This window comes from Enterobacter sp. DC1 (assembly GCF_000568075.1).
In the GTDB taxonomy this organism is placed as follows: domain Bacteria; phylum Pseudomonadota; class Gammaproteobacteria; order Enterobacterales; family Enterobacteriaceae; genus Enterobacter; species Enterobacter asburiae.
The window spans coordinates 752,580-772,253 of record NZ_AZUA01000002.1 but is presented as its reverse complement, the minus strand read 5'-3'; the positions used below and the strand labels follow the sequence as shown (position 1 = coordinate 772,253).

General features: G+C 58.8%; 16 protein-coding genes. 9 read left to right on the top strand and 7 right to left on the bottom strand.

Going from position 1 to position 19,674, the window contains the following annotated elements; genetic code table 11:
* Window positions 1–8: 8 nt before the first annotated feature.
* The 5 genes from P346_RS12165 to iolB are packed head-to-tail and all read left to right on the top strand — an operon-like array spanning window position 9 to window position 5,832.
* Entirely contained in the window at window positions 9–1,037 is a 1,029-nt protein-coding gene (locus P346_RS12165; protein ID WP_028014045.1) for an ABC transporter permease, read from the top strand.
* A gap of 8 nt (window positions 1,038–1,045) precedes the next feature.
* Complete coding sequence (locus P346_RS12170) at window positions 1,046–2,179, top strand: Gfo/Idh/MocA family protein (RefSeq protein ID WP_032659392.1); 1,134 nt, start codon at window positions 1,046–1,048, stop codon at window positions 2,177–2,179.
* 12 nt (window positions 2,180–2,191) lie between these two features.
* Window positions 2,192–4,096 carry a bifunctional 5-dehydro-2-deoxygluconokinase/5-dehydro-2-deoxyphosphogluconate aldolase gene (locus P346_RS12175; protein ID WP_032659391.1) on the top strand — a complete coding sequence of 635 codons (1,905 nt, stop codon included), beginning with the start codon at window positions 2,192–2,194 and terminating at the stop codon, window positions 4,094–4,096.
* 11 nt (window positions 4,097–4,107) lie between these two features.
* Window positions 4,108–4,998, top strand: coding sequence for a myo-inosose-2 dehydratase (iolE, locus tag P346_RS12180; RefSeq protein WP_032659389.1), 891 nt, complete (start codon window positions 4,108–4,110; stop codon window positions 4,996–4,998).
* 9 nt (window positions 4,999–5,007) lie between these two features.
* Window positions 5,008–5,832, top strand: a complete 825-nt coding sequence (iolB, locus tag P346_RS12185) for a 5-deoxy-glucuronate isomerase (RefSeq protein WP_032659388.1) — start codon at window positions 5,008–5,010, stop codon at window positions 5,830–5,832.
* 253 nt (window positions 5,833–6,085) lie between these two features.
* Here the strand turns inward: iolB and P346_RS12190 are convergent, their stop codons facing one another.
* Both P346_RS12190 and P346_RS12195 read right to left on the bottom strand, forming a co-directional pair.
* Entirely contained in the window at window positions 6,086–6,553 is a 468-nt protein-coding gene (locus P346_RS12190; RefSeq protein WP_032659385.1) for a DUF6130 family protein, read from the bottom strand.
* A 51-nt stretch (window positions 6,554–6,604) separates the two neighbouring features.
* A complete protein-coding gene (locus tag P346_RS12195; RefSeq protein ID WP_032659382.1) occupies window positions 6,605–7,834 on the bottom strand; it encodes an MFS transporter in 1,230 nt (409 codons plus the stop codon).
* A 97-nt stretch (window positions 7,835–7,931) separates the two neighbouring features.
* On the opposite strand from P346_RS12195, the gene P346_RS12200 reads away from it, so the two are divergent.
* Window positions 7,932–8,822: a LysR family transcriptional regulator gene (locus P346_RS12200; RefSeq protein WP_032659380.1), complete on the top strand. Its 891-nt coding sequence runs from the start codon at window positions 7,932–7,934 to the stop codon at window positions 8,820–8,822.
* Here P346_RS12200 and P346_RS12205 read toward each other — a convergent pair.
* Window positions 8,819–8,989 (bottom strand): YfgG family protein, encoded by a 171-nt coding sequence (locus P346_RS12205; RefSeq protein ID WP_023333002.1) that lies wholly within the window; start codon window positions 8,987–8,989, stop codon window positions 8,819–8,821. The two genes, P346_RS12200 and P346_RS12205, sit on opposite strands and share 4 nt — an antisense overlap.
* A gap of 370 nt (window positions 8,990–9,359) precedes the next feature.
* Between P346_RS12205 and P346_RS12210 the strand changes: the two genes are divergently transcribed.
* Window positions 9,360–11,600 carry an EAL domain-containing protein gene (locus tag P346_RS12210; RefSeq protein WP_032659379.1) on the top strand — a complete coding sequence of 747 codons (2,241 nt, stop codon included), beginning with the start codon at window positions 9,360–9,362 and terminating at the stop codon, window positions 11,598–11,600.
* Window positions 11,601–11,604: 4 nt separating this feature from the next.
* On the opposite strand, the gene ppx is transcribed toward P346_RS12210, so the two are convergent.
* From ppx to purM, 4 genes are all read right to left on the bottom strand, one after another.
* Window positions 11,605–13,143, bottom strand: coding sequence for an exopolyphosphatase (ppx, locus tag P346_RS12215; RefSeq protein WP_023308773.1), 1,539 nt, complete (start codon window positions 13,141–13,143; stop codon window positions 11,605–11,607).
* 3 nt (window positions 13,144–13,146) lie between these two features.
* Entirely contained in the window at window positions 13,147–15,207 is a 2,061-nt protein-coding gene (gene ppk1, locus P346_RS12220; RefSeq protein WP_032643595.1) for a polyphosphate kinase 1, read from the bottom strand.
* A gap of 207 nt (window positions 15,208–15,414) precedes the next feature.
* Window positions 15,415–16,056, bottom strand: coding sequence for a phosphoribosylglycinamide formyltransferase (gene purN / locus P346_RS12225; RefSeq protein ID WP_032659377.1), 642 nt, complete (start codon window positions 16,054–16,056; stop codon window positions 15,415–15,417).
* Window positions 16,053–17,090, bottom strand: coding sequence for a phosphoribosylformylglycinamidine cyclo-ligase (gene purM / locus P346_RS12230; RefSeq protein ID WP_032659375.1), 1,038 nt, complete (start codon window positions 17,088–17,090; stop codon window positions 16,053–16,055). The genes purN and purM overlap by 4 nt, the downstream gene beginning before the upstream one ends.
* 266 nt (window positions 17,091–17,356) lie before the next feature.
* On the opposite strand from purM, the gene P346_RS12235 reads away from it, so the two are divergent.
* Both P346_RS12235 and upp read left to right on the top strand, forming a co-directional pair.
* Complete coding sequence (locus P346_RS12235; protein ID WP_032659374.1) at window positions 17,357–18,787, top strand: 6-phospho-beta-glucosidase; 1,431 nt, start codon at window positions 17,357–17,359, stop codon at window positions 18,785–18,787.
* A gap of 227 nt (window positions 18,788–19,014) precedes the next feature.
* A complete protein-coding gene (gene upp / locus P346_RS12240) occupies window positions 19,015–19,641 on the top strand; it encodes a uracil phosphoribosyltransferase (RefSeq protein WP_023308769.1) in 627 nt (208 codons plus the stop codon).
* The last annotated feature ends 33 nt before the right edge of the window (window positions 19,642–19,674 follow it).

The window sequence follows — 19,674 nt, the reverse complement described above, 5'->3', positions numbered from 1 at the left end:
AGTTTCTCATGACGCAGATGATTTCTAAAACGCAGGCCCCGGTCAAACGCGCCGGACGCATCGATCCCATCGCCTTCTTCGAGCGCTTCGGGGTGCTGATTTTCATGATCCTGCTGCTGATCTTCTTCCAGTCGCAGAACAGCAACTTTTTCTCTGAACGCAATATTTTCAACATCCTGACCGAAGTGTCTATCTACGGGATCATGGCCGTGGGGATGACCTTCGTCATTCTCACCGCTGGAATCGACCTCTCCGTGGGCTCCATTCTGGCGGTGTGCGCCATGACCGCGGCGTACGTGATCAAAGGCGACAACTTCACTACCGTTGACCCGAACGCCTGGGGCGGCATGAGCTGGCTGATTGGGCTGGGGATTTGTCTGGCCATGGGCACGGCGATTGGCTTCCTGCACGGTCTGGGCGTCACCCGCCTGCGCCTGCCGCCGTTCATCGTTACCCTCGGCGGGATGACCATCTGGCGCGGCCTGACGCTGGTGATTAACGACGGCGCGCCGATTGCCGGTTTCGACCCTGGCTACCGCTGGTGGGGCCGCGGGGAGCTGCTCGGCATCTCTATTCCTATCTGGATCTTCGCCATCGTCGCCGTCGGCGGCTATCTGGCGCTGCATAAAACCCGCTGGGGCCGCTTCGTCTACGCCATCGGCGGCAACCCGGAGGCGGCGCGCCTGGCGGGGGTAAACGTCAAGCGCGTGCTGGTCAGCGTCTACGTGCTGATCGGCTGTCTGGCGGGGCTGGCGGGCTTCATCCTGAGCGCGCGTCTGGGGAGCGCCGAGGCGGTCGCCGGGATCTCCTTTGAACTACGCGTCATCGCCTCGGTGGTGATCGGCGGCACCTCGCTGATGGGCGGCTACGGGCGCATCGGCGGCACCATTATCGGCTCCATCATCATGGGCATTCTGATTAACGGCCTGGTGCTGATGAACGTCTCGGCCTACTACCAGCAAATTATCACCGGATTAATTATCGTTCTGGCGGTGGCATTTGATACCTATGCCAAAAGCCGTCGCGGCGCACTGTGAGGATCACGATGAAAGAGGTTCGTATTGGATTAATTGGCACCGGGTATATCGGCAAGGCGCACGCTATCGCCTATGCCCAGGCCCCGACGGTGTTCAACCTGCGCGGCAGGCTGGTGCGCGAGATGGTGGCGGAAGTCACGCCGGAGCTGGCGGCAGCGCGCGCGCAGGCGTTTGGCTTCAACCGCTCCACGGGCGACTGGCGGGCGCTGGTGGCCGACCCGGCCATTAACGTGGTGGATATTTGCTCACCCAACCACCTGCATAAGGAGATGGCGCTGGAGGCGATCCGCCACGGCAAGCACGTCTACTCGGAGAAGCCGCTGGCGCTGAACGCCCACGACGCGCGCGAGATGGTCGACGCCGCGAAGCGGGCCGGGGTGAAAACGCTGGTGGGGTTCAACTACATGAAAAACCCGACGGCGCAGCTGGCGAAGGAGATTATCGCGCGCGGCGAGATTGGCGAGGTGATCCACTTCTACGGCACCCACAACGAAGACTATATGGCCGACCCGCTGTCGCCTATTCACTGGCACTGCTTCAAAGAGACCGCCGGGCTGGGGGCGCTGGGCGACCTCGCGGCGCACATCGTCAATATGGCCCAGTATCTGGTGGGGGATATCGAGCAGGTCTGCGGCGACCTGAAGATCGTGGTCCCTGAACGCCCGGCGAAGGCCGGATCGTCGGAGATGATTGCGGTGGAAAATGAGGATCAGGCCCACGCGATGGTGCGCTTCGCGGGCGGGGCGCAGGGCGTGATTGAAACCTCCCGCGTTGCCTGCGGCCGCAAGATGGGGCTGTCGTATGTCATCACCGGGACGAAAGGCGCCATCAGCTTCACCCAGGAGCGCATGGCCGAGCTGAAGCTCTATCTGCATGACGATCCGGTGAACCGTCAGGGGTTCCGCACGCTGCTCGTCGGCCCGGCGCACCCGGACTACGCTGCGTTCTGCATGGGCGCGGGCCACGGGATTGGCTTTAACGATCAAAAAACCGTGGAGGTGCGCGACCTGGTGGACGGGATTGCCGCCGACGCGCCGATGTGGCCGGACTTCGAAGAGGGCTGGAAGGTGTCGCGCGTGCTGGACGCGATTGCACTCTCGCACCGGGAAGGACGCTGGCTGAACGTGAACGACATTGTCTGATGAGGTATCAACGTGGAAAAGCAGTTTGATGTGATATGCATGGGCCGCGTGGCGGTAGACCTCTACAGCCAGCAGATTGGTGCCCGTCTGGAGGACGCGTCGAGCTTCGCCAAATATCTCGGCGGGTCATCGGGTAACGTGGCGTACGGCACCGCCCGTCAGGGTTTACGCTCTTCGATGCTGGCGCGCGTCGGCGATGAACATATGGGCCGCTTCCTGCGCGAAGAGCTCAACCAGGTGGGCTGCGATACCAGCCATCTGATTACCGATAAACAACGCCTTACGGCGCTGGTGCTGCTCGGCATTAAAGACCGGGACACCTTTCCACTGATTTTTTATCGCGATAACTGCGCGGATATGGCGATTACCGCCAGCGATGTGGACGAAAGCTACATTGCCTCCGCACGTTGTCTTGCCATCACCGGGACCCACCTTTCTCATCCGCAGACCCGCGAGGCGGTGCTGACGGCGCTGGGCTATGCCCGCCGTCACGGCGTACGCACGGTGCTGGACATCGACTATCGTCCGGTGCTGTGGGGGCTCACCGCCTTAGGCGACGGGGAAACGCGCTTTATCGCCGCCGATAAGGTCACCCGCGAGCTGCAGGAGGTGCTGCACCTTTTCGACGTCATTGTCGGCACCGAGGAGGAGTTTCACATTGCGGGCGGCAGCACCGAGACCCTGCAGGCGCTTGGGCAGGTGCGCGCCGTCAGCGAAGCTGCGCTGGTCTGCAAACGCGGCGCGCTCGGCTGCTCGGTCTATACCGACGCCATTCCGTCCCGGCTGGACGACGGCCTGACGGTGACCGGCGTGCGCGTGGAGGTGCTGAACGTCCTCGGGGCGGGGGACGCGTTTATGTCCGGCCTGCTGCGCGGCTACCTGAACGACGAGGGCTGGGAGCAGGCGTGCCGCTACGCCAACGCCTGCGGCGCGCTGGTGGTCTCGCGCCACGGCTGCGCCCCGGCGATGCCGAGCAAAATCGAGCTGGATGACTATCTCTCCCGCGCCGCGATGGTGCCGCGCCCGGATCTTGACCCGCGTCTTAACCATCTCCACCGGGTGACCACCCGCCGCCGCGAATGGCCGGAGCTGTGCGTGATGGCCTTCGACCACCGCAGCCAGCTTGAGGATATGGCGATGCAGTGCGGCGCGTCGCTTAAGCGCATTCCGGCGCTGAAGCAGCTGATCCTGCAGGCCAGCCGCGAGGCGGCGAGCCGCGCCGGGCTGGAGGGCAAAGCCGGCCTGCTGTGCGACGGCACCTTTGGTCAGGACGCGCTGAACGCGATAACCGGCGAAGGGTGGTGGATTGGTCGTCCCATCGAGCTGCCGGGCTCCCGGCCGCTGGAGATGGAGCACGGCAACATCGGCACCCAGCTTATCAGCTGGCCGCAGGAGCACGTGGTGAAGTGTCTGGTCTTCTTCCACCCGGAAGACGCCCACGGCCTGCGCCTGGAGCAGGAGCAGAAAATCGCCGAGGTGTACCACGCCTGCTGCCGGTCCGGGCACGAGCTGCTGCTGGAGGTGATCCTGCCCGCGACCATGCCGCGCAGCGACGAGCTCTACCTGCGCGCCATCTCCCGCTTCTACAACCTGGGTATTTACCCGGACTGGTGGAAGCTGCCGCCGCTTTCCGCCGACGGCTGGACGGCGCTGAGCGAGATTATCGAACGCCGGGACCCGCACTGCCGCGGGGTGGTGATCCTCGGCCTGGACGCGCCGGCGGAACAGCTGCGCGCCGACTTCAAAGCCGCAGCGGGGCAGGCGGTAGTAAAAGGCTTCGCCGTGGGGCGCACGCTGTTTGGCGATGCGTCCCGCGCGTGGCTGAAGCACGATATTGACGATGCGCAGCTGGTGGCGCGCATCCGGGACAACTACCTGCAGCTTATCGCCTGGTGGCGCGAGCGCGGACACGCATAATGGAGACGACAATGAGTGTGCAATTAGGCATTAACCCGCTGACGTGGACGAACGACGATCTGCCTTCTCTCGGCGCGGAGACGTCGCTGGACACCTGTCTGAGTGAAGGGAAAGAGGCCGGTTTTGCCGGTTTCGAGCTGGGCAATAAGTTCCCGCGCGAAGCGCGCCTGCTTGGCCCCATCCTGCAGCGTCACGACCTGCAGCTGGTCTCCGGCTGGTACTCCGGCCGCCTGCTGGAGCGCAGCGTGGAGGAGGAGATCGCCGCCGTGCAGTCGCACCTGACGCTGCTGCGCGAGCTGGGGGCGAAGGTGCTGGTCTTTGCGGAAGTGAGCGGCTGCATTCACGGCGAGCAGCAGACCCCGGTGCATCTGCGCCCGCGCTTCCCGCAGGCGCGCTGGAAAGAGTACGGCGAGAAGCTCACCGAATTTGCCCGCTACACCCAGCAGCAGGGCGTGCAGATTGCCTACCATCATCATATGGGCACGGTGATAGAGTCCGCCGAGGACGTGGACAACCTGATGACTCACACCGGGGAGGCGGTTGGACTGCTGCTGGATACCGGCCATCTCACCTTTGCCGGGGCCGATCCGCTGGCGGTGGCGCAGCGCTGGGCGTCGCGCATCAACCACGTTCACTGCAAAGACGTGCGCGCCGACGTGCTGGCGGACGTCAAAAACCGCAAAACCAGCTTCCTCGATGCGGTGCTGAGCGGCGTGTTTACCGTGCCGGGCGACGGCTGCGTCGATTACCCGCCGATTATGCGTCTGCTGAAGGCGCAGGACTATCACGGCTGGCTGGTGGTCGAGGCGGAGCAGGATCCGGCGATTGCCCATCCGCTGACCTACGCCCGTTTGGGGTATAACAACCTGAGCCGCCTGGCGCGCGACGCCGGACTGATTTGAGGAGGCAACATGTCACGTCTGTTATCACGCTGGCAACAGCCGAACGCGGAGGGGCGCACCCAGTCCGTTACGCCGGAAAGCGCCGGGTGGGGGTACGTCGGCTTTGCGGCGTATGAGCTGCAGGAGGGGCAGACGCTGACGCTGCCCGCCGTCAGCGAAGAGCGCTGCCTGGTGCTGGTCGCCGGGCGGGCCTCCATCAGCACGCCTTCCGCGCAGTTTAACGATATTGGCGAGCGGATGAGCCCGTTCGAGCGCATCAAGCCCTGGGCGGTTTACGTTGCCCCGCAGGAGACGGTGCTGGTGAAGGCGCTGACGAAGCTGGAGCTGGCGGTCTGCGCCGCGCCGGGCAAGGGCACGTATCCGACGCGGCTGATTGCGCCGCAGGATATCGACGGTGAAGCGCGCGGCAAGGGCAACAACCAGCGCTACGTGCATAATATTTTGCCGGAAGACAGGCCAGCCGACAGCCTGCTGGTGGTGGAGGTGTGGACCAGTGAGGGCTGCACCAGCTCGTACCCGAGCCACAAGCACGACACGGATAACCCGCCGCAGGAGACGTATCTGGAGGAGACCTACTACCATCGCCTCAACCCGGAGCAGGGGTTCTGCATGCAACGCGTCTATACCGACGACAGAACGCTGGATGAGTGTATGGCGGTCTATAACCGTGACGTGGTGATGGTGCCGAAGGGCTACCACCCGGTGGCGACGATGGCCGGATATGACAGCTACTACCTCAACGTGATGGCCGGGCCGGTGCGCAAATGGATGTTCACCTGGGAAGAGGACCACGCGTGGATTAATCGCGATTATCCCGCAGAGAGCGGGGACTGAGACGGCCTTTCTTGTCGGGTGGCGCTGCGCTTACCCGACCTACAACACTGTTTTTTGCCGGTGGCGCTGCGCTTACCCGGCCTACGAGACTGCTTTTTGCCGGTGGCGCTGCGCTTACCCGGCCTACGACACTGCTTTTTGCCGGGTGCGCTGTACTTACCCGGCCTACGAAACCGTAGGCCCGTGCAAGCGCAGCGCCGCCGGGCAAAATTGTGCTCACCGGATCCGCCACGCCTGCTCAACTGACGGGTTCTTAAAAATGGTGGACCGCCGCGTGGGGCGGAACGGTGAATTCAACGGTTTTGTGGTCGAGCGGCTTGTGCGTCGGGTCGGCCAGAATAATCGTCACCTTGTGTTTACCGGCGGGCAGCCCCACGAGGATCACCGGCTCTCCGCTGGCGTCAGCCCAGTGCCACGGCGCGTCATCCACCACCACGTGAATGTGCCCGATGCGCGGCGTGACCTTGAGCGCTTCGGGGCCGAATACCGGCTCGATGCGCAGGTTTTCGGCCCGATACTGGATAAACACCGCGCCTTTGCTCAGCGGCCCGGCAAGCGGCGGATCGACTATCAGCCTGGCAGGCGGCTGCGGCTGCGCCAGCGGCGCAACGGCAGCGGGGCCGTTAACGTCCTCGGCGCTCAGGTTGTCCAGCGGTGTGGCCTGGGCATGGGCTACAGATGCCAGGACAAGCAGGGGGATAAGTGCATAACGACGAATCATCGGTCTCTCTCCTCATCGGTTCTGAATGGCGACAGGGAAAGAAAACCATTTTTATGTATCGGAGATATTTGCCGGAGGCGGCGTTTTGTACCCGTTTGTCAGCGTGGCGCTCTGGATACAGTGCGATACAGTTTGCCTGCATGGTCGACGCACAATCGCTATCGCCAGCCCGGCAATCACCAGCGTCAGGCCCGTTGATACCCACATTGCACCCGCGATCCCCAGCGTTTTATTCAGCCACGCATAGGCAAACGGTGAGGCTGCCGCCATCAGCTGACCGGGGATCAGCAGCATGCCGGTGCGGCGGGCATAGCTTTCGGTGCTAAACAGCTCCAGCGGCAGGGTGGCTTTTACGATGGTGACCAGCCCGTTGATGGCGCCGTAGCCCAGCACAAACCCGGCTGCACACCACATAAACAGGGCGCTGCTCATCCCCAGAAGAAAGCAGAGCGGCATGGCGAGCGCGGTAAAAAGCGTGAGTTTGAAGGGGGTCAAGCGGGCACCCGCCAGCACTTCCAGCGAGCGGGCGCCCGTCTGGCCGACTCCCCACAGCATGCCGATGGCGACCGGCAGGCCGTAGTGGGCAATAAACTCAGGCAGATGGGTGGACGTGCCGTTAGAGACAAAGGTGATGAGGGCAATGAAGGCGGCATAAAGCCAGGCGTTACGCCGCTCGTTGTTCAGCGGCGGCGCGGTGACCTTTGTCGTCACCGTCAGCCGCTGCCGGGGAAGCGTTCGAATCAGCATCGCGCTCAGCAGGCCGAAGAGAGCGTAGACGCGCAGCGCCTCCTGCCAGCTCATGACCTGAAGCAGAGCATCGCCCAGCGGCCAGAAGACAGCGGAGGCCAGCCCGCCCGCCAGCGTGACGCGTGAGATTGTTCTTCGCGCCTGCTGCCCGTAGAGGTTTACCAGCGCGGCGAAAAGCGCGTCGTACAGCGACAGGCGCATCCCTATACCGGTGACCAGCCAGGCGCAGTACCAGCCAAAAAGCGTCTGGGTAAACGCCATCCCTGCGCAGCTTGCGGCGATCAGCAACGTGCCGCTCATCACTACCTTCTGACCGCCAAAGCGTGCCAGCAGGCGAGCGACAAACGGGGAAACCGTCGCCATCACCAGCATCGCCAGCGTCAGGCCGAGGTAAATCTGCGGTGATGACCATCCCCGGTCGGCTGCAATCGCCAGTGCAAAGGTACCGGGCATATAAAACGAGATCCCCCAGTTGATGAGCTGATTACATCCCGCCGTGAGGGCGAGGCGGCGAGGCAGGGCGGGTGTTTCCATTGTTTTTCATTCCGTTATGCAGTTGTCCTGAGCATAACTCGCGCGCTATTGTGCTGGCAGGGCAGCAACCTTATGCGCGGTATAAGAGAAACTTTGAATGACAACGCTTAATCTGGGCTATCTCGCCACGTTCCGTCTGGTGATCCAGCGCGGCAGTTTTTCAGCGGCAGCGGATGCGCTGGGCATTTCCCAGCCCGCCGTCAGCCTGCAAATACGTCAGCTGGAGCAGTTTCTGCAAACGCGGCTGGTGGAGCGTACCGGGCGGGGGATTAAGGCTACGGCTGCCGGGCAGGCGTTGCTGGCGCACGGGGAGCGTATTCAGCTGGCGGTGGATGACGCCATCCGGTCCGTGAGCGCATTCAGCCACGATGTGAGCGGCACCATTACGCTTGGCACGGGGGCAACGGCCTGCATCCATCTTCTGCCGCCGCTGCTGGAGAAGCTGCGCCGAGACTATCCGCTCCTGAGCGTGGGGGTGACGACGGGCAACACCCTCGACATCGTCAGGGCCATCGAAGAGAACCGTCTCGATATGGGGCTGGTGACGCTGCCGGTGAGCGGCAGAGCGCTGGACGTCATGCCGGTAATGGACGAAGAGTTTGTTTTTATCGCGTCGCGGGAGCAGCAGGATGCTTTCAGGGACTTTACCCCGGAGGCGCTGCACGCTCAGCCGCTGATTGCCTTTGAATCAGGCAGCGGTACCCGGGCGCTGATCGATGGCTGGTTTGCGGCTAATGGATTGGCGATCGCGCCGGTGATGCAGCTTGGCAGCATCGAGGCGATCAAACGCATGGTTCGCGCGGGGCTGGGCTACAGCATTGTGCCGCGAATGGCGGTCGAACAGGATGCCGATCGCGAAGGGCTATGCGTGATGTCGCTTACGCCCATGCTGCAGCGGCAGCTGGCGGTGGTAATGCGACAGGATAAAATCCTCAGCAAAGGGATCGCGGCCATTATTCGGCTCGTGCAACATCCTGCGGCTGTTTAGCGATCGGCGGTGTCGACGGTCAGGCTGGATTGCTGCGACTGGGTTTTGTCCTGATGGTGGTACCAGGCGCCAATTGAAGAGTAAACGAAGCGGCCAAAGAAAAACAGGAAGCTGATGAGCAGTATGATGCGGGTCATTCGGGTATTAAATTGATGTCGTTTTCGCATACGCGTGACCTGACTCACTCTGTTTTTCCTGGATAAGCCCTTTTGGGCGACAAGGATATTAAGGCACAGCGGGAAGATGGGGTCAATTCTGATGTGTGTAAATAACCGTCAATGTTTACATTGATTAATGTTATTGAAATTAATTAATGCATTTACCATATTGATAATACGAAGAAAATAATTTCAAAAAATCGCCGCAAAAAGTTATTTGCGTAAAGTAGTTTGATTTAAGTCAACGGCTTCCCGGCCCTGATATTTAAAATCCTTCCTCCATACAGTTCGCCCCGCAAGCCGCCGGGCGGCGCGTACGTCAGGTTGGATGCCTGTCTTTATTTTCCCTCTGGAGCAAAAGGGGTTTAACCGGGCATCTATGAACATTCTGGCTTTCCTGAAAAAAAATGAAAACCGCTGGTGGGCATTACCGCTTATTTTGCCTGTGGTTTTACTTCCCGTGCTGAGCATCGCGAATACATTCACGCAGCTGGGCGACGGCATTGCGGCACTCTATTATTTGCCCCTCTCATTTTTACTTTCGCTGATGATGTTCTTTGGCCTGGAAGCGCTGCCCGGGATCGTATTGTCGCTGTTTATCCGCTATTACCCGTCGGTCGGGATGTTTGAAACCGTCGCGGGGATCCTCCATTTTGTCGTCCCTTTAGTGCTCAGCTGGGGTGGCTACCGGGTGTTTGCGCCCAGACGGAATATGACCGCGTACGGCGACGTGCGGCTGATGGCGCAGCGCATCTTCTGGCAGGCGTTCTGCCCCGCGACGCTGTTTCTGGTGCTGTTTCAGTTTGCGGTGTATTTAGGCGTGTATGAGAGCCGCCAGAGCCTTGCGGGATTAAATCCCCTCAATATTCGCACGCTCATCAACTATCAGACGCTGCTGGTCAGCGGGCTGACGGGCGTGCCGCTGAGCTATCTGCTGATCCGCCTGCTTCGTCATCCGCGCTATATCAGAAGCCTTCTCTCGCAGATCCGTTCCGAGATAGACAAAAAGGTGACGGTCGTTGAGTTGTTGGTGTGGGCTATCGCGCTTGGCGGGCTGCTTTCGCTGCTGCTGCTTCCGATGAATGAGAACAGCTCCATTTTCACCACCAACTACACACTTTCCCTGCTGATGCCGGTGATGCTCTGGGGCGCGATGCGTTTTGGCTATAAGCTGATTTCGCTTATCTGGACGCCGATACTGCTGGTGTCTATTCACTATTTTTACCGCTATATCCCGGTGAATCCGGGGTATGACATTCAGCTGGCGATCACCTCTTCCAGTTACCTGGTCTTCTCCTTCGTGGTGATTTATATGTCGATGCTGGCGACACGGCAGCGCGCAGCGAACAAACGCTCCCGCAGGCTGGCGCTGCTTGACCCGGTCGTCCATATGCCTAACCTGCGGGCGCTGTCGCGCGATCTGGCGAAAAACCCGTGGTCGGCGCTCTGCCTGCTGCGCATTCCGGAGCTGGAAATTCTGGGCCGAAATTACGGCGTGTTGCTGCGGATTCAGTACAAGCAGCAGCTGGCGCAGTGGGTAAATGGCATTCTTCAGCCCAATGAGCTGGTGTATCACCTGACCGGGTATGACCTGGCGGTACGGCTTAACGCGGAATCGCACCAGCAGCGGATTGAAGCCCTGGACGAGCATATCAAGCAGTTCCGCTTTGTCTGGGACGGTATGCCGCTGCAGCCGCAGGTGGGCGTGAGCTATTGCTATGTCCGGTCCCCGGTTAACCATCTTTATCTGGTGCTGGGCGAACTGGGCGTGGTTGCCGACCTGTCGCTCTCCTCCAACCATCCGGAAAATCTTCAGCAGCGTGGGGCCGTCCATTTGCAGCGCAACCTGAAGGATAAAGTCGCGATGATGAGCCGCCTGCAAAAGGCGCTTGATAACGACGAATTCACCCTGCTGGTTCAACCCGTTCGCGGCATGCGTGGCGATTGCTATCACGAAGTCCTGCTCCGGATGCCGGATATCAACGGGCTATTGATCTCCCCCGACCAGTTCCTGCCCGTCGCGCAGGAGTTTGGCTTGTCTTCGCGGGTAGATTTGTGGGTGCTTGAGCACACCCTGCGCTTTCTCGCCGCGCATCGCGAAAGACTGCCCGGCCAGCGCTTTGCCATTAATCTTGCCCCGTCGACCGTGTGTCGGGTGCAGTTTCCGCTTGAGGTGAGTCGCCTGCTGGCGAAATACGCCATTGAGCCGTGGCAGCTGATCTTTGAAGTGACGGAGTGCAGCACCTTTTGCAATGCGGAGCAGGCGCTACACATCCTCCGGCAGCTGCAGAAAATGGGGGTACGTATTGCGATTGATGATTTTGGCACCGGCTATGCGAGCTATGCGCGGCTGAAAAGCGTGGACGCGGATATTCTCAAGATTGACGGCAGCTTTATTCGCAATATCGTCAACAACAGCCTGGATTATCAGATTGTGGCGTCTATCTGCCATCTGGCGCGCATGAAGAAAATGCTGGTGGTGGCGGAGTATGTCGAAAGTGAAGAGATACGTAGCGCGGTTAACGCGCTAGGCATCGATTATGTGCAGGGTTATCTGATTGGCAGACCGGCACCGCTTGAGTCACTGCTGGAAGCTGAGGCGTCCACCGCGGACGCCTGAGCCTTTACGCGGCGACGTCGGCGCTCTCTTCTTCAATTTTGAGCAGCCAGCCGGTGACCGCTTCCCAGTACTGCTGCTCTTTTTCCAGGTCCAGCAGGACCAGCGCGTTCTGGCTGAACCAGTCGTGCGGGAAGCTCAGCGTCCAGTGATGGTCGTCGGTTTTAAGCTTCAGCGTTGGCGGCGTGGTGGTGGCCTGACGCTGGTTATTGAGCAGCACGCCCAGGCGTAGCAGCTGAATAAGCGGCAGGAACTGTTTTTTCTTGAACAGCGTAAAACGCGGCAGGTCGTCGAGCTTGATAGCTTTGCGGTGATAACGCACCAGGGTCGCCATCATGGTTTGCTGCTCCTGGTTGAAGCCAGGCAGATCGCTGTTTTGCAGAATATAGGCCGAATGGCGGTGCATCCCGCTGTGGTTGATGTTCAGCCCCACCTCGTGCAGCATCGCGGCCCATTTCAACAGCGCGGCAAGCTGCGGGTGCGCGAGCTTCGGATTCTGCTCCTGCCACTGTTCGTACATCTGCACCGTGGTGTCCAGCACGCGCTTCGCCTGTTCACGGTCGATGTTGTACTGGTTGGCCAGGCTTTGCGCGGTGCGGCTGCGAATATCCTGATGGCGGAAGCGGCCTTCCATCTCATACAGCACGCCTTCACGCAGCGCGCCGTCCGACAGACGCAGCTCTTTTATGGCGAGGGCATCAAATACGCCGCAGAGAATAGCCAGCCCCGGCACGAATACCGCTTTACGCTCGTCGGAAAGCCCCGGCAGGCTTAAGGCGTCAAAACTTTTATGCTTCAGCACTTCTTCGGTCAGCAACGTCAGGCGTTCGGGCGTAATAAACCCGTCTTTTTCACCCATCGCCAGCAGCACTTCATGCGCCGCCTTGATGGTGCCCGACGCGCCCAGCGCCACATTCCAGCCCTGAATACGGTACTGCCAGGCCAGATTTTCCAGCTTCTGGACAGCTGCCATACGCGCGCGCTGGAAGTTCTCGCGGGTGATGGTGCCGCCCGGGAAATACATCTGCGCGAAGCTGACGCAGCCCATACGGCGGCTTTCCACCAGACGCGGCTCAAAGTCTTCGCCGATCACCAGCTCCGTTGAGCCACCGCCGATATCGATAACCAGCTTGCGCCCTTTTTCCGGCTGGGTGTGCTCAACGCCCATGAAAATCAGACGCGCTTCCTCGTTGCCGGAGATGATCTCAATCGGGTAAGGGATCACTTTTTCGGCCCGCTTGAGGAACTCCGGGGCGTTCAGGGCCTGGCGCAGGGTGTGGGTGCCCACGATGCACACGCTGGAGGGCGAGAAGCCCTGCAGGCGTTCAGCAAACAGCGACAGGCAGTTTAATCCGCGCTCCATCGCCTCTTCGCTGAGCATGCTGCGTTCATCAAGACCATCCGCCAGGTGTACGCGCTGCTTCAGACGACCGATGATCTGCAGCGCGCCATCCACCTCACGGGCGATGACCATGTGGAAACTGTTAGAGCCAAGGTCGACCGCGGCGAATTCCTGCGGGCGTGGGGTCTTATCATTTATCGGCATAGGTTAATCGGGTTGCTCGAGTGATTTGATATAGTCGTAAATCGCCAGTTGCGACCGCACTTTGCGGCGGTTGCCGCGCGGTACATAGCGGTTACTGAGTTCTTTGTCGATATAGCGTGCTTTCACGGTATCGCTGAACAGAATCTCGATGATGTCGAGGATCTGCTGCTTCAGACGCGGATCCAGCAGCGGTGCCGCGACTTCAATACGGTAGTCAATATTGCGCGTCATCCAGTCTGCCGAAGAGAGATAGACCTGTTTATCACCCGCATTATCAAAAATATAGATCCGATCGTGTTCCAGGTAACGGTCAACAATGCTAATCACGCGAATATTGTCGCTGATGCCTTCCAGTTCCGGGATCAGCGAGCACATGCCGCGGATCAGCAGGTTAACCGGTACGCCGGAGCTGGACGCCGCGTACAGCCTGTCCACCAGCCCTTTGTCGACAAGGTTGTTGAGCTTCAGCGTGATGCCGGACGACAGCCCTTTCTGGGCATTGGCGATCTCTTTATCGATCATATCGTACAGCAGACGGCGCGAGTTCTGCGGCGAGACCAGCAGATAGTCAAAGCTCACCGGACGGTACGGGTTTTCGATAAAGTTAAAGACCCGGCGCACTTCGTTAGTGATGCGGGCATCGGCGGTTAAGAGCGAGTAGTCGGTATAAATTCGCGCCGTTTTCTCGTTAAAGTTCCCGGTACCGATGTGGGCATAACGCACCACATCGTCGCCCTCTTTACGGGAAATCAGGAACAGCTTGGCGTGAATTTTCAGACCCGGCGCGGAGAAGATGACGTGCACACCGGCTTCCGTCAGACGGCGCGCCCAGTGAATGTTGGCCTCTTCGTCGAAGCGCGCCTGCAGCTCAACCACCACGGTGACCTTTTTGGCGTTGTGCGCCGCGTGGATCATCGCGTCGATGATGCGGGAATCTTTTGCCACGCGGTAGATGTTGATTTTGATCGCCAGCACGCTCGGATCGAACGAGGCCTGACGCAGCAGTTCGAGCACGTGCTCAAACGTGTGATACGGATAGTAAAGCAGGACGTCGCGTTCGCGAATGGCGTCGAATCCGTTGCGGAATTTATCGAACCACAGATGGCGCAGGCGCGGCAGCGGCTTGTTCACCAGATTGGCTTTGCCGACGTTCGGGAAGCCAATAAAGTCTTTAAAGTTGTGGTAACGACCACCCGGCACGATGGAGTCATAGCGCGAAATGGTCAGTTTATCGCGCAGCATCTCCACCATGGCGTCCGGCATATCACGCTGATAGACAAAGCGCACCGGCTCGGCCGTCAGGCGCTGTTTCAGGCTGGAGGACATCAGCTCCATCAGGCTGGCTTCCATCTCGTGCACCAGGTCATATTCGGCGTCACGGGTCATCTTCATCGAATAGGCATTTAACGCATCGTAATCGAAGAAGCCTTTGAAGATGTCATCCAGACAGTAGCGCAGGATGTTGTCCAGCAGGATCATCGGCTTGCGTCTGCGCGGGGTTTCCGGCGGCAGGTTCACAAAGCGCGGCACCTTGTCGGACGGGATCTCCAGCAGCGCGTAACGGATGGATTCACCGCGAATAATTTCCACCGCCAGGTAGGTGTAGTCATCCTTCAGGAACTGTACCAGATCGGTTTCGCGGTTGATCAGAATCGGGGTAATGTGCTGGCGCAGATAGTGTTTGAAGTAGTGGCGCAGCCAGTTTTGTTGGTTAACGGAAAGCTGGCGTTCGTTAATCAGGAAGATTTGATTGCGCGCCATCTCCAGCAGCAGTTCGTTATACAGGCCGTCAAATTCCTGATCGGCTTTCAGCACGCGGGACTGGATTTTGCCCAGCAGATGCCGCGAGTGCGAGTTTAAGCCCTGTTCTTCGCTGATGATGATGCGTCTTTTCAGCTCGGCAAAGCGAACCTTGTAGAACTCATCCAGGTTGTTGGAATAAATGCCCAAAAAACGCATGCGCTCGATCAGCGGGTTACTTTTGTCTGCCGCTTCCTGGAGTACACGTTCGTTAAATGCTAACCAGCTTAGCTCTTTCTCGATATATAACTTTTCCTGACCCATTACAGCTCACACTCCAGTTCAATCACAGGACGTGGTAAATCCGTCTCGTCCTTATTATGGCGAGCATTTCCACGATATGTCCAACAGTGCCAGAAAAGTATGACAGTTATTTTTTTTGTTGGGGATTTTAGAAGGTTGGAGAAGGGGATATCGGGTAATGCAATGTACAGGTCGGGTAAGCGCAGCAGCGCCACCCGACATAGCAAACTACTCTTCCGCCGCATGACCCTGCGGGGGTAACTTCACGCCGTCCAGCCAGGCTGCGCCGTCGCGCATCTCGAGACGCCCGTCGACAAACCAGCTGACCACCAGCGGGTAAATGGCGTGTTCCTGGGTCTGCACGCGTTCGGTCACGTCATCTTCGCTGTCGCCCTCAAAGACCGGGACTTTGGCCTGCAGGATCACCGGACCGCCGTCCAGCTCGTCGGTAACGAAATGCACGGAGGTGCCGTGCTCCTCATCACCGTTTTCCAGAACCTGACGATGGGTATGCAGGCCGGGATATTTCGGCAGCAGAGAAGGGTGGATATTCAGCAGACGACCAGCGAAGTGTTCGACGAAGGCCGGGCTCAGAATACGCATATAGCCCGCCAGCACGACCACGTCCGGCGCGTAGGCATCAATCTCCTGCACCAGCTCGCGGTCAAAGGCTTCACGCCCGGCGAACTGGCTGGCTTCCAGCGCGTGCGCAGGAATGTTTGCTTCCCGCGCGCGCTCAAGGCCGAACGCGTCGGCCTTGTTGCTGAAAACTGCCCGAATGGTGCCATTGATTTTCTTCTGTTTGCAGGCGTCTATGATTGCCTGCAAATTGCTTCCGTTGCCGGAAATGAGCACCACGATGTTTTTCATTCAATGACCACACGCTGTTCGGAATCGGAAGCTTTAATCGTACCGATTTTCCACGCGTTTTCACCTTTTTCAGTCAGCAGCTTAACCGCTTTATCCGCTTCGCTTGCCGGCAGGGCGATAACCATGCCCACGCCGCAGTTAAAGGTGCGGTACATTTCGTGAGAGCTCACGTTGCCTGCGATCTGCAGCCAGTTGAAGACGGCCGGCCACTGCCATGAGGATTCGTCGATCACCGCCTGGGTGTTATCCGGCAGGACGCGCGGGATGTTTTCCCAGAAGCCGCCGCCGGTCAGGTGAGCGATAGCGTGAACGTCGACGTTCTCGATCAGCTCAAGCACGTTTTTCACGTAGATGCGGGTCGGCGCCAGCAGATGGTCAGCCAGCGGTTTACCGTCGAGTTCGGTGGTCAGCGGGTCACAGCCGCTCACTTCGAGGATTTTACGCACCAGGGAGTAGCCATTGGAGTGCGGGCCGCTGGAGGCCAGCGCGATCAGCACATCGCCATCGGCCACTTTGCTGCCGTCGATAATTTCTGATTTTTCTACTACGCCGACGCAGAAGCCCGCGACGTCATAATCTTCGCCGTGATACATGCCCGGCATTTCTGCGGTTTCACCACCGACCAGCGCACAACCTGACTGCAGACAGCCTTCGGCGATACCGTTAATCACGCTGGCAGCGGTATCCACGTCCAGTTTGCCGGTCGCGTAGTAATCGAGGAAGAACAGCGGCTCTGCGCCCTGTACCACCAGGTCATTCACGCACATCGCGACCAGATCGATACCGATCGTGTCGTGACGTTTTAAATCCATCGCCAGGCGCAGTTTGGTGCCTACACCGTCAGTACCCGAGACCAGAACAGGTTCACGATATTTTTGCGGCAGCGCGCACAGTGCGCCGAATCCACCCAGACCACCCATCACTTCCGGGCGGCGGGTTTTTTTCACCACACCTTTGATTCGGTCAACCAGCGCATTACCTGCGTCAATATCAACACCGGCATCTTTGTAGCTGAGAGAAGTTTTGTTGGTCACGGCTTAAATCCCCACGCGATTGCATAGCTAGTAAGAAAAATCGGCGCAATTCTAACAGTCCAGGCAAACGTTTGCGAGCCTATTCTGGACGTGGGGATCTTTTTTTCTGTGTACCTTGTGAATGCAGCCAAACTTGACTCTGTTCACGAAAATGAAACCGGTTTCTGAGAACTGCTTGCAACGGTTATTCCCTTTGCACATCATCGAGCTGAAACCGGTTTCTGTAATTGTTTTTGCAGAAAATAACGCAGAATGAGGGAAAGCGAATGTCAGGATTTAAAGCAGATTTTCTGTGGGGCGGGGCCGTTGCGGCGCATCAGCTTGAAGGCGGCTGGAAAGAGGGCGGCAAGGGCGTGAGCGTGGCCGATGTCATGACCGCGGGGGCGCACGGCGTGCCGCGTGAAATCACCAACGGCGTGCTGGACGGGAAAAATTACCCTAACCATGAAGCCATCGATTTCTACCACCGCTATAAAGAAGACATCAAACTCTTTGCCGAAATGGGGTTCAAATGCTTCCGCACCTCTATTGCCTGGACGCGGATCTTCCCGAAAGGCGACGAGCTTGAGCCTAACGAGGCTGGCCTGAAATTCTATGACGATCTGTTCGACGAGTGCCTTAAGCACGGCATCGAACCTGTTATCACCCTGTCGCACTTCGAAATGCCTTTCCATCTGGTCACGGAATACGGCGGCTGGCGCAACCGTAAGCTGATCGACTTCTTCGTTCGTTTCGCAAAAGTGGTTTTCCAGCGCTACCAGCATAAAGTGAAGTACTGGATGACCTTCAACGAGATCAACAACCAGGCCAACTTCCACGAAGACTTTGCGCCGTTCACGAACTCCGGGCTGAAGTACGCGCCGGGTGAAGACCGCGAGCCGGTGATGTTCCAGGCGGCGCACTATGAGCTGGTGGCCAGCGCCCTGGCGGTGAAGGCGGGGCGGGAGATTAACCCGTCGCTGCAGATTGGCTGCATGATTGCCATGTGTCCTATCTATCCGCTGACCTGTGCGCCGGACGATATGATGATGGCGATGAACGCCATGCACCGCCGCTACTGGTTCACCGATGTGCACGTGCGCGGCAGGTACCCGCAGCACCTGCTCAACTACTTCGAACGTCGCGGCTTCGCGCTGGATATAACCGAAGAGGATAAAGCCGCGCTGAAGCAGGGCTGCGTAGACTATATCGGGTTCAGCTACTATATGTCCTTCGCCACCAAAGCGACGGCGGACAACCCGCAGCTGGACTACGACGAAAGCAAGAGCCTGGTCTCTAACCCGTACGTGCAGAAATCCGACTGGGGCTGGCAGATTGACCCGGTGGGTTTGCGCTACTCCCTGAACTGGTTCTGGGATCACTATCAGCTGCCGCTGTTTATCGTTGAGAACGGCTTTGGCGCGATCGACGTGCAGGAGAGCGACGGCACGGTGAACGACCAGTACCGTATTGACTACCTGGCCGCCCACATCCGCGAGATGAAAAAAGCGGTGGTGGAAGATGGCGTGGATCTGATGGGCTACACCCCGTGGGGCTGTATCGACCTGGTGTCTGCCGGTACGGGTGAAATGAAAAAACGCTACGGCTTTATCTTTGTGGATAAAGACAATGAAGGGAACGGCACGCTGAACCGCAGTAAGAAAAAATCGTTCGACTGGTATAAGCAGGTTATTGCGAGCAACGGCGAGAACCTGTAATTGTCGGGTGGCGCTAACGCTTACCCGACCTACACTACACGTAGGCCCGCGTAAGCGCAGCGCCACCGGGCAGAACCCCGCACCCAAGCCGGAGTCTCGCCTCCGGTTTTTTTGTCTCTAAATCACTTTGCTTGATATACGTCAAGCAACATGGGTATGGCCTAATCCGAAAAAAGCGGTATAATCCCGCGATTTTTTTGCGGACGCCACCTCAGAGGAGAAAGAGAATGAAGATTGTGGAAGTGAAACACCCACTCGTTAAACACAAGTTGGGCCTGATGCGTGAGCATGACATCAGCACGAAGCGTTTTCGCGAACTGGCATCTGAAGTCGGCAGCCTGCTGACCTACGAAGCGACCTCTGATCTGGAAACAGAAAAAGTCACCATCGAAGGCTGGAACGGCCCGGTGCAGGTTGAGCAGATCAAAGGTAAGAAAATTACCGTGGTGCCAATCCTGCGTGCCGGTCTCGGTATGATGGAAGGCGTGCTGGAGCACGTGCCAAGCGCGCGTATTAGCGTGGTGGGTATCTACCGTAACGAAGAAACCCTTGAGCCGGTTCCTTACTTCCAGAAGCTGGTGTCTAACATCGACGAGCGCATGGCGCTGGTAGTTGACCCAATGCTCGCGACCGGTGGCTCTATGATCGCTACCATCGACCTGCTTAAAAACGCGGGCTGTAACAGCATTAAGGTGCTTGTACTGGTTGCCGCTCCGGAAGGGATCGCGGCGCTGGAAAAAGCGCACCCGGACGTTGAGCTGTATACCGCCTCTATCGACCAGGGCCTGAACGAGCACGGATACATCATCCCGGGGCTCGGCGATGCCGGCGATAAGATCTTTGGTACGAAATAATCGAATAACGATAAATAAGCCGACTTTGATAGT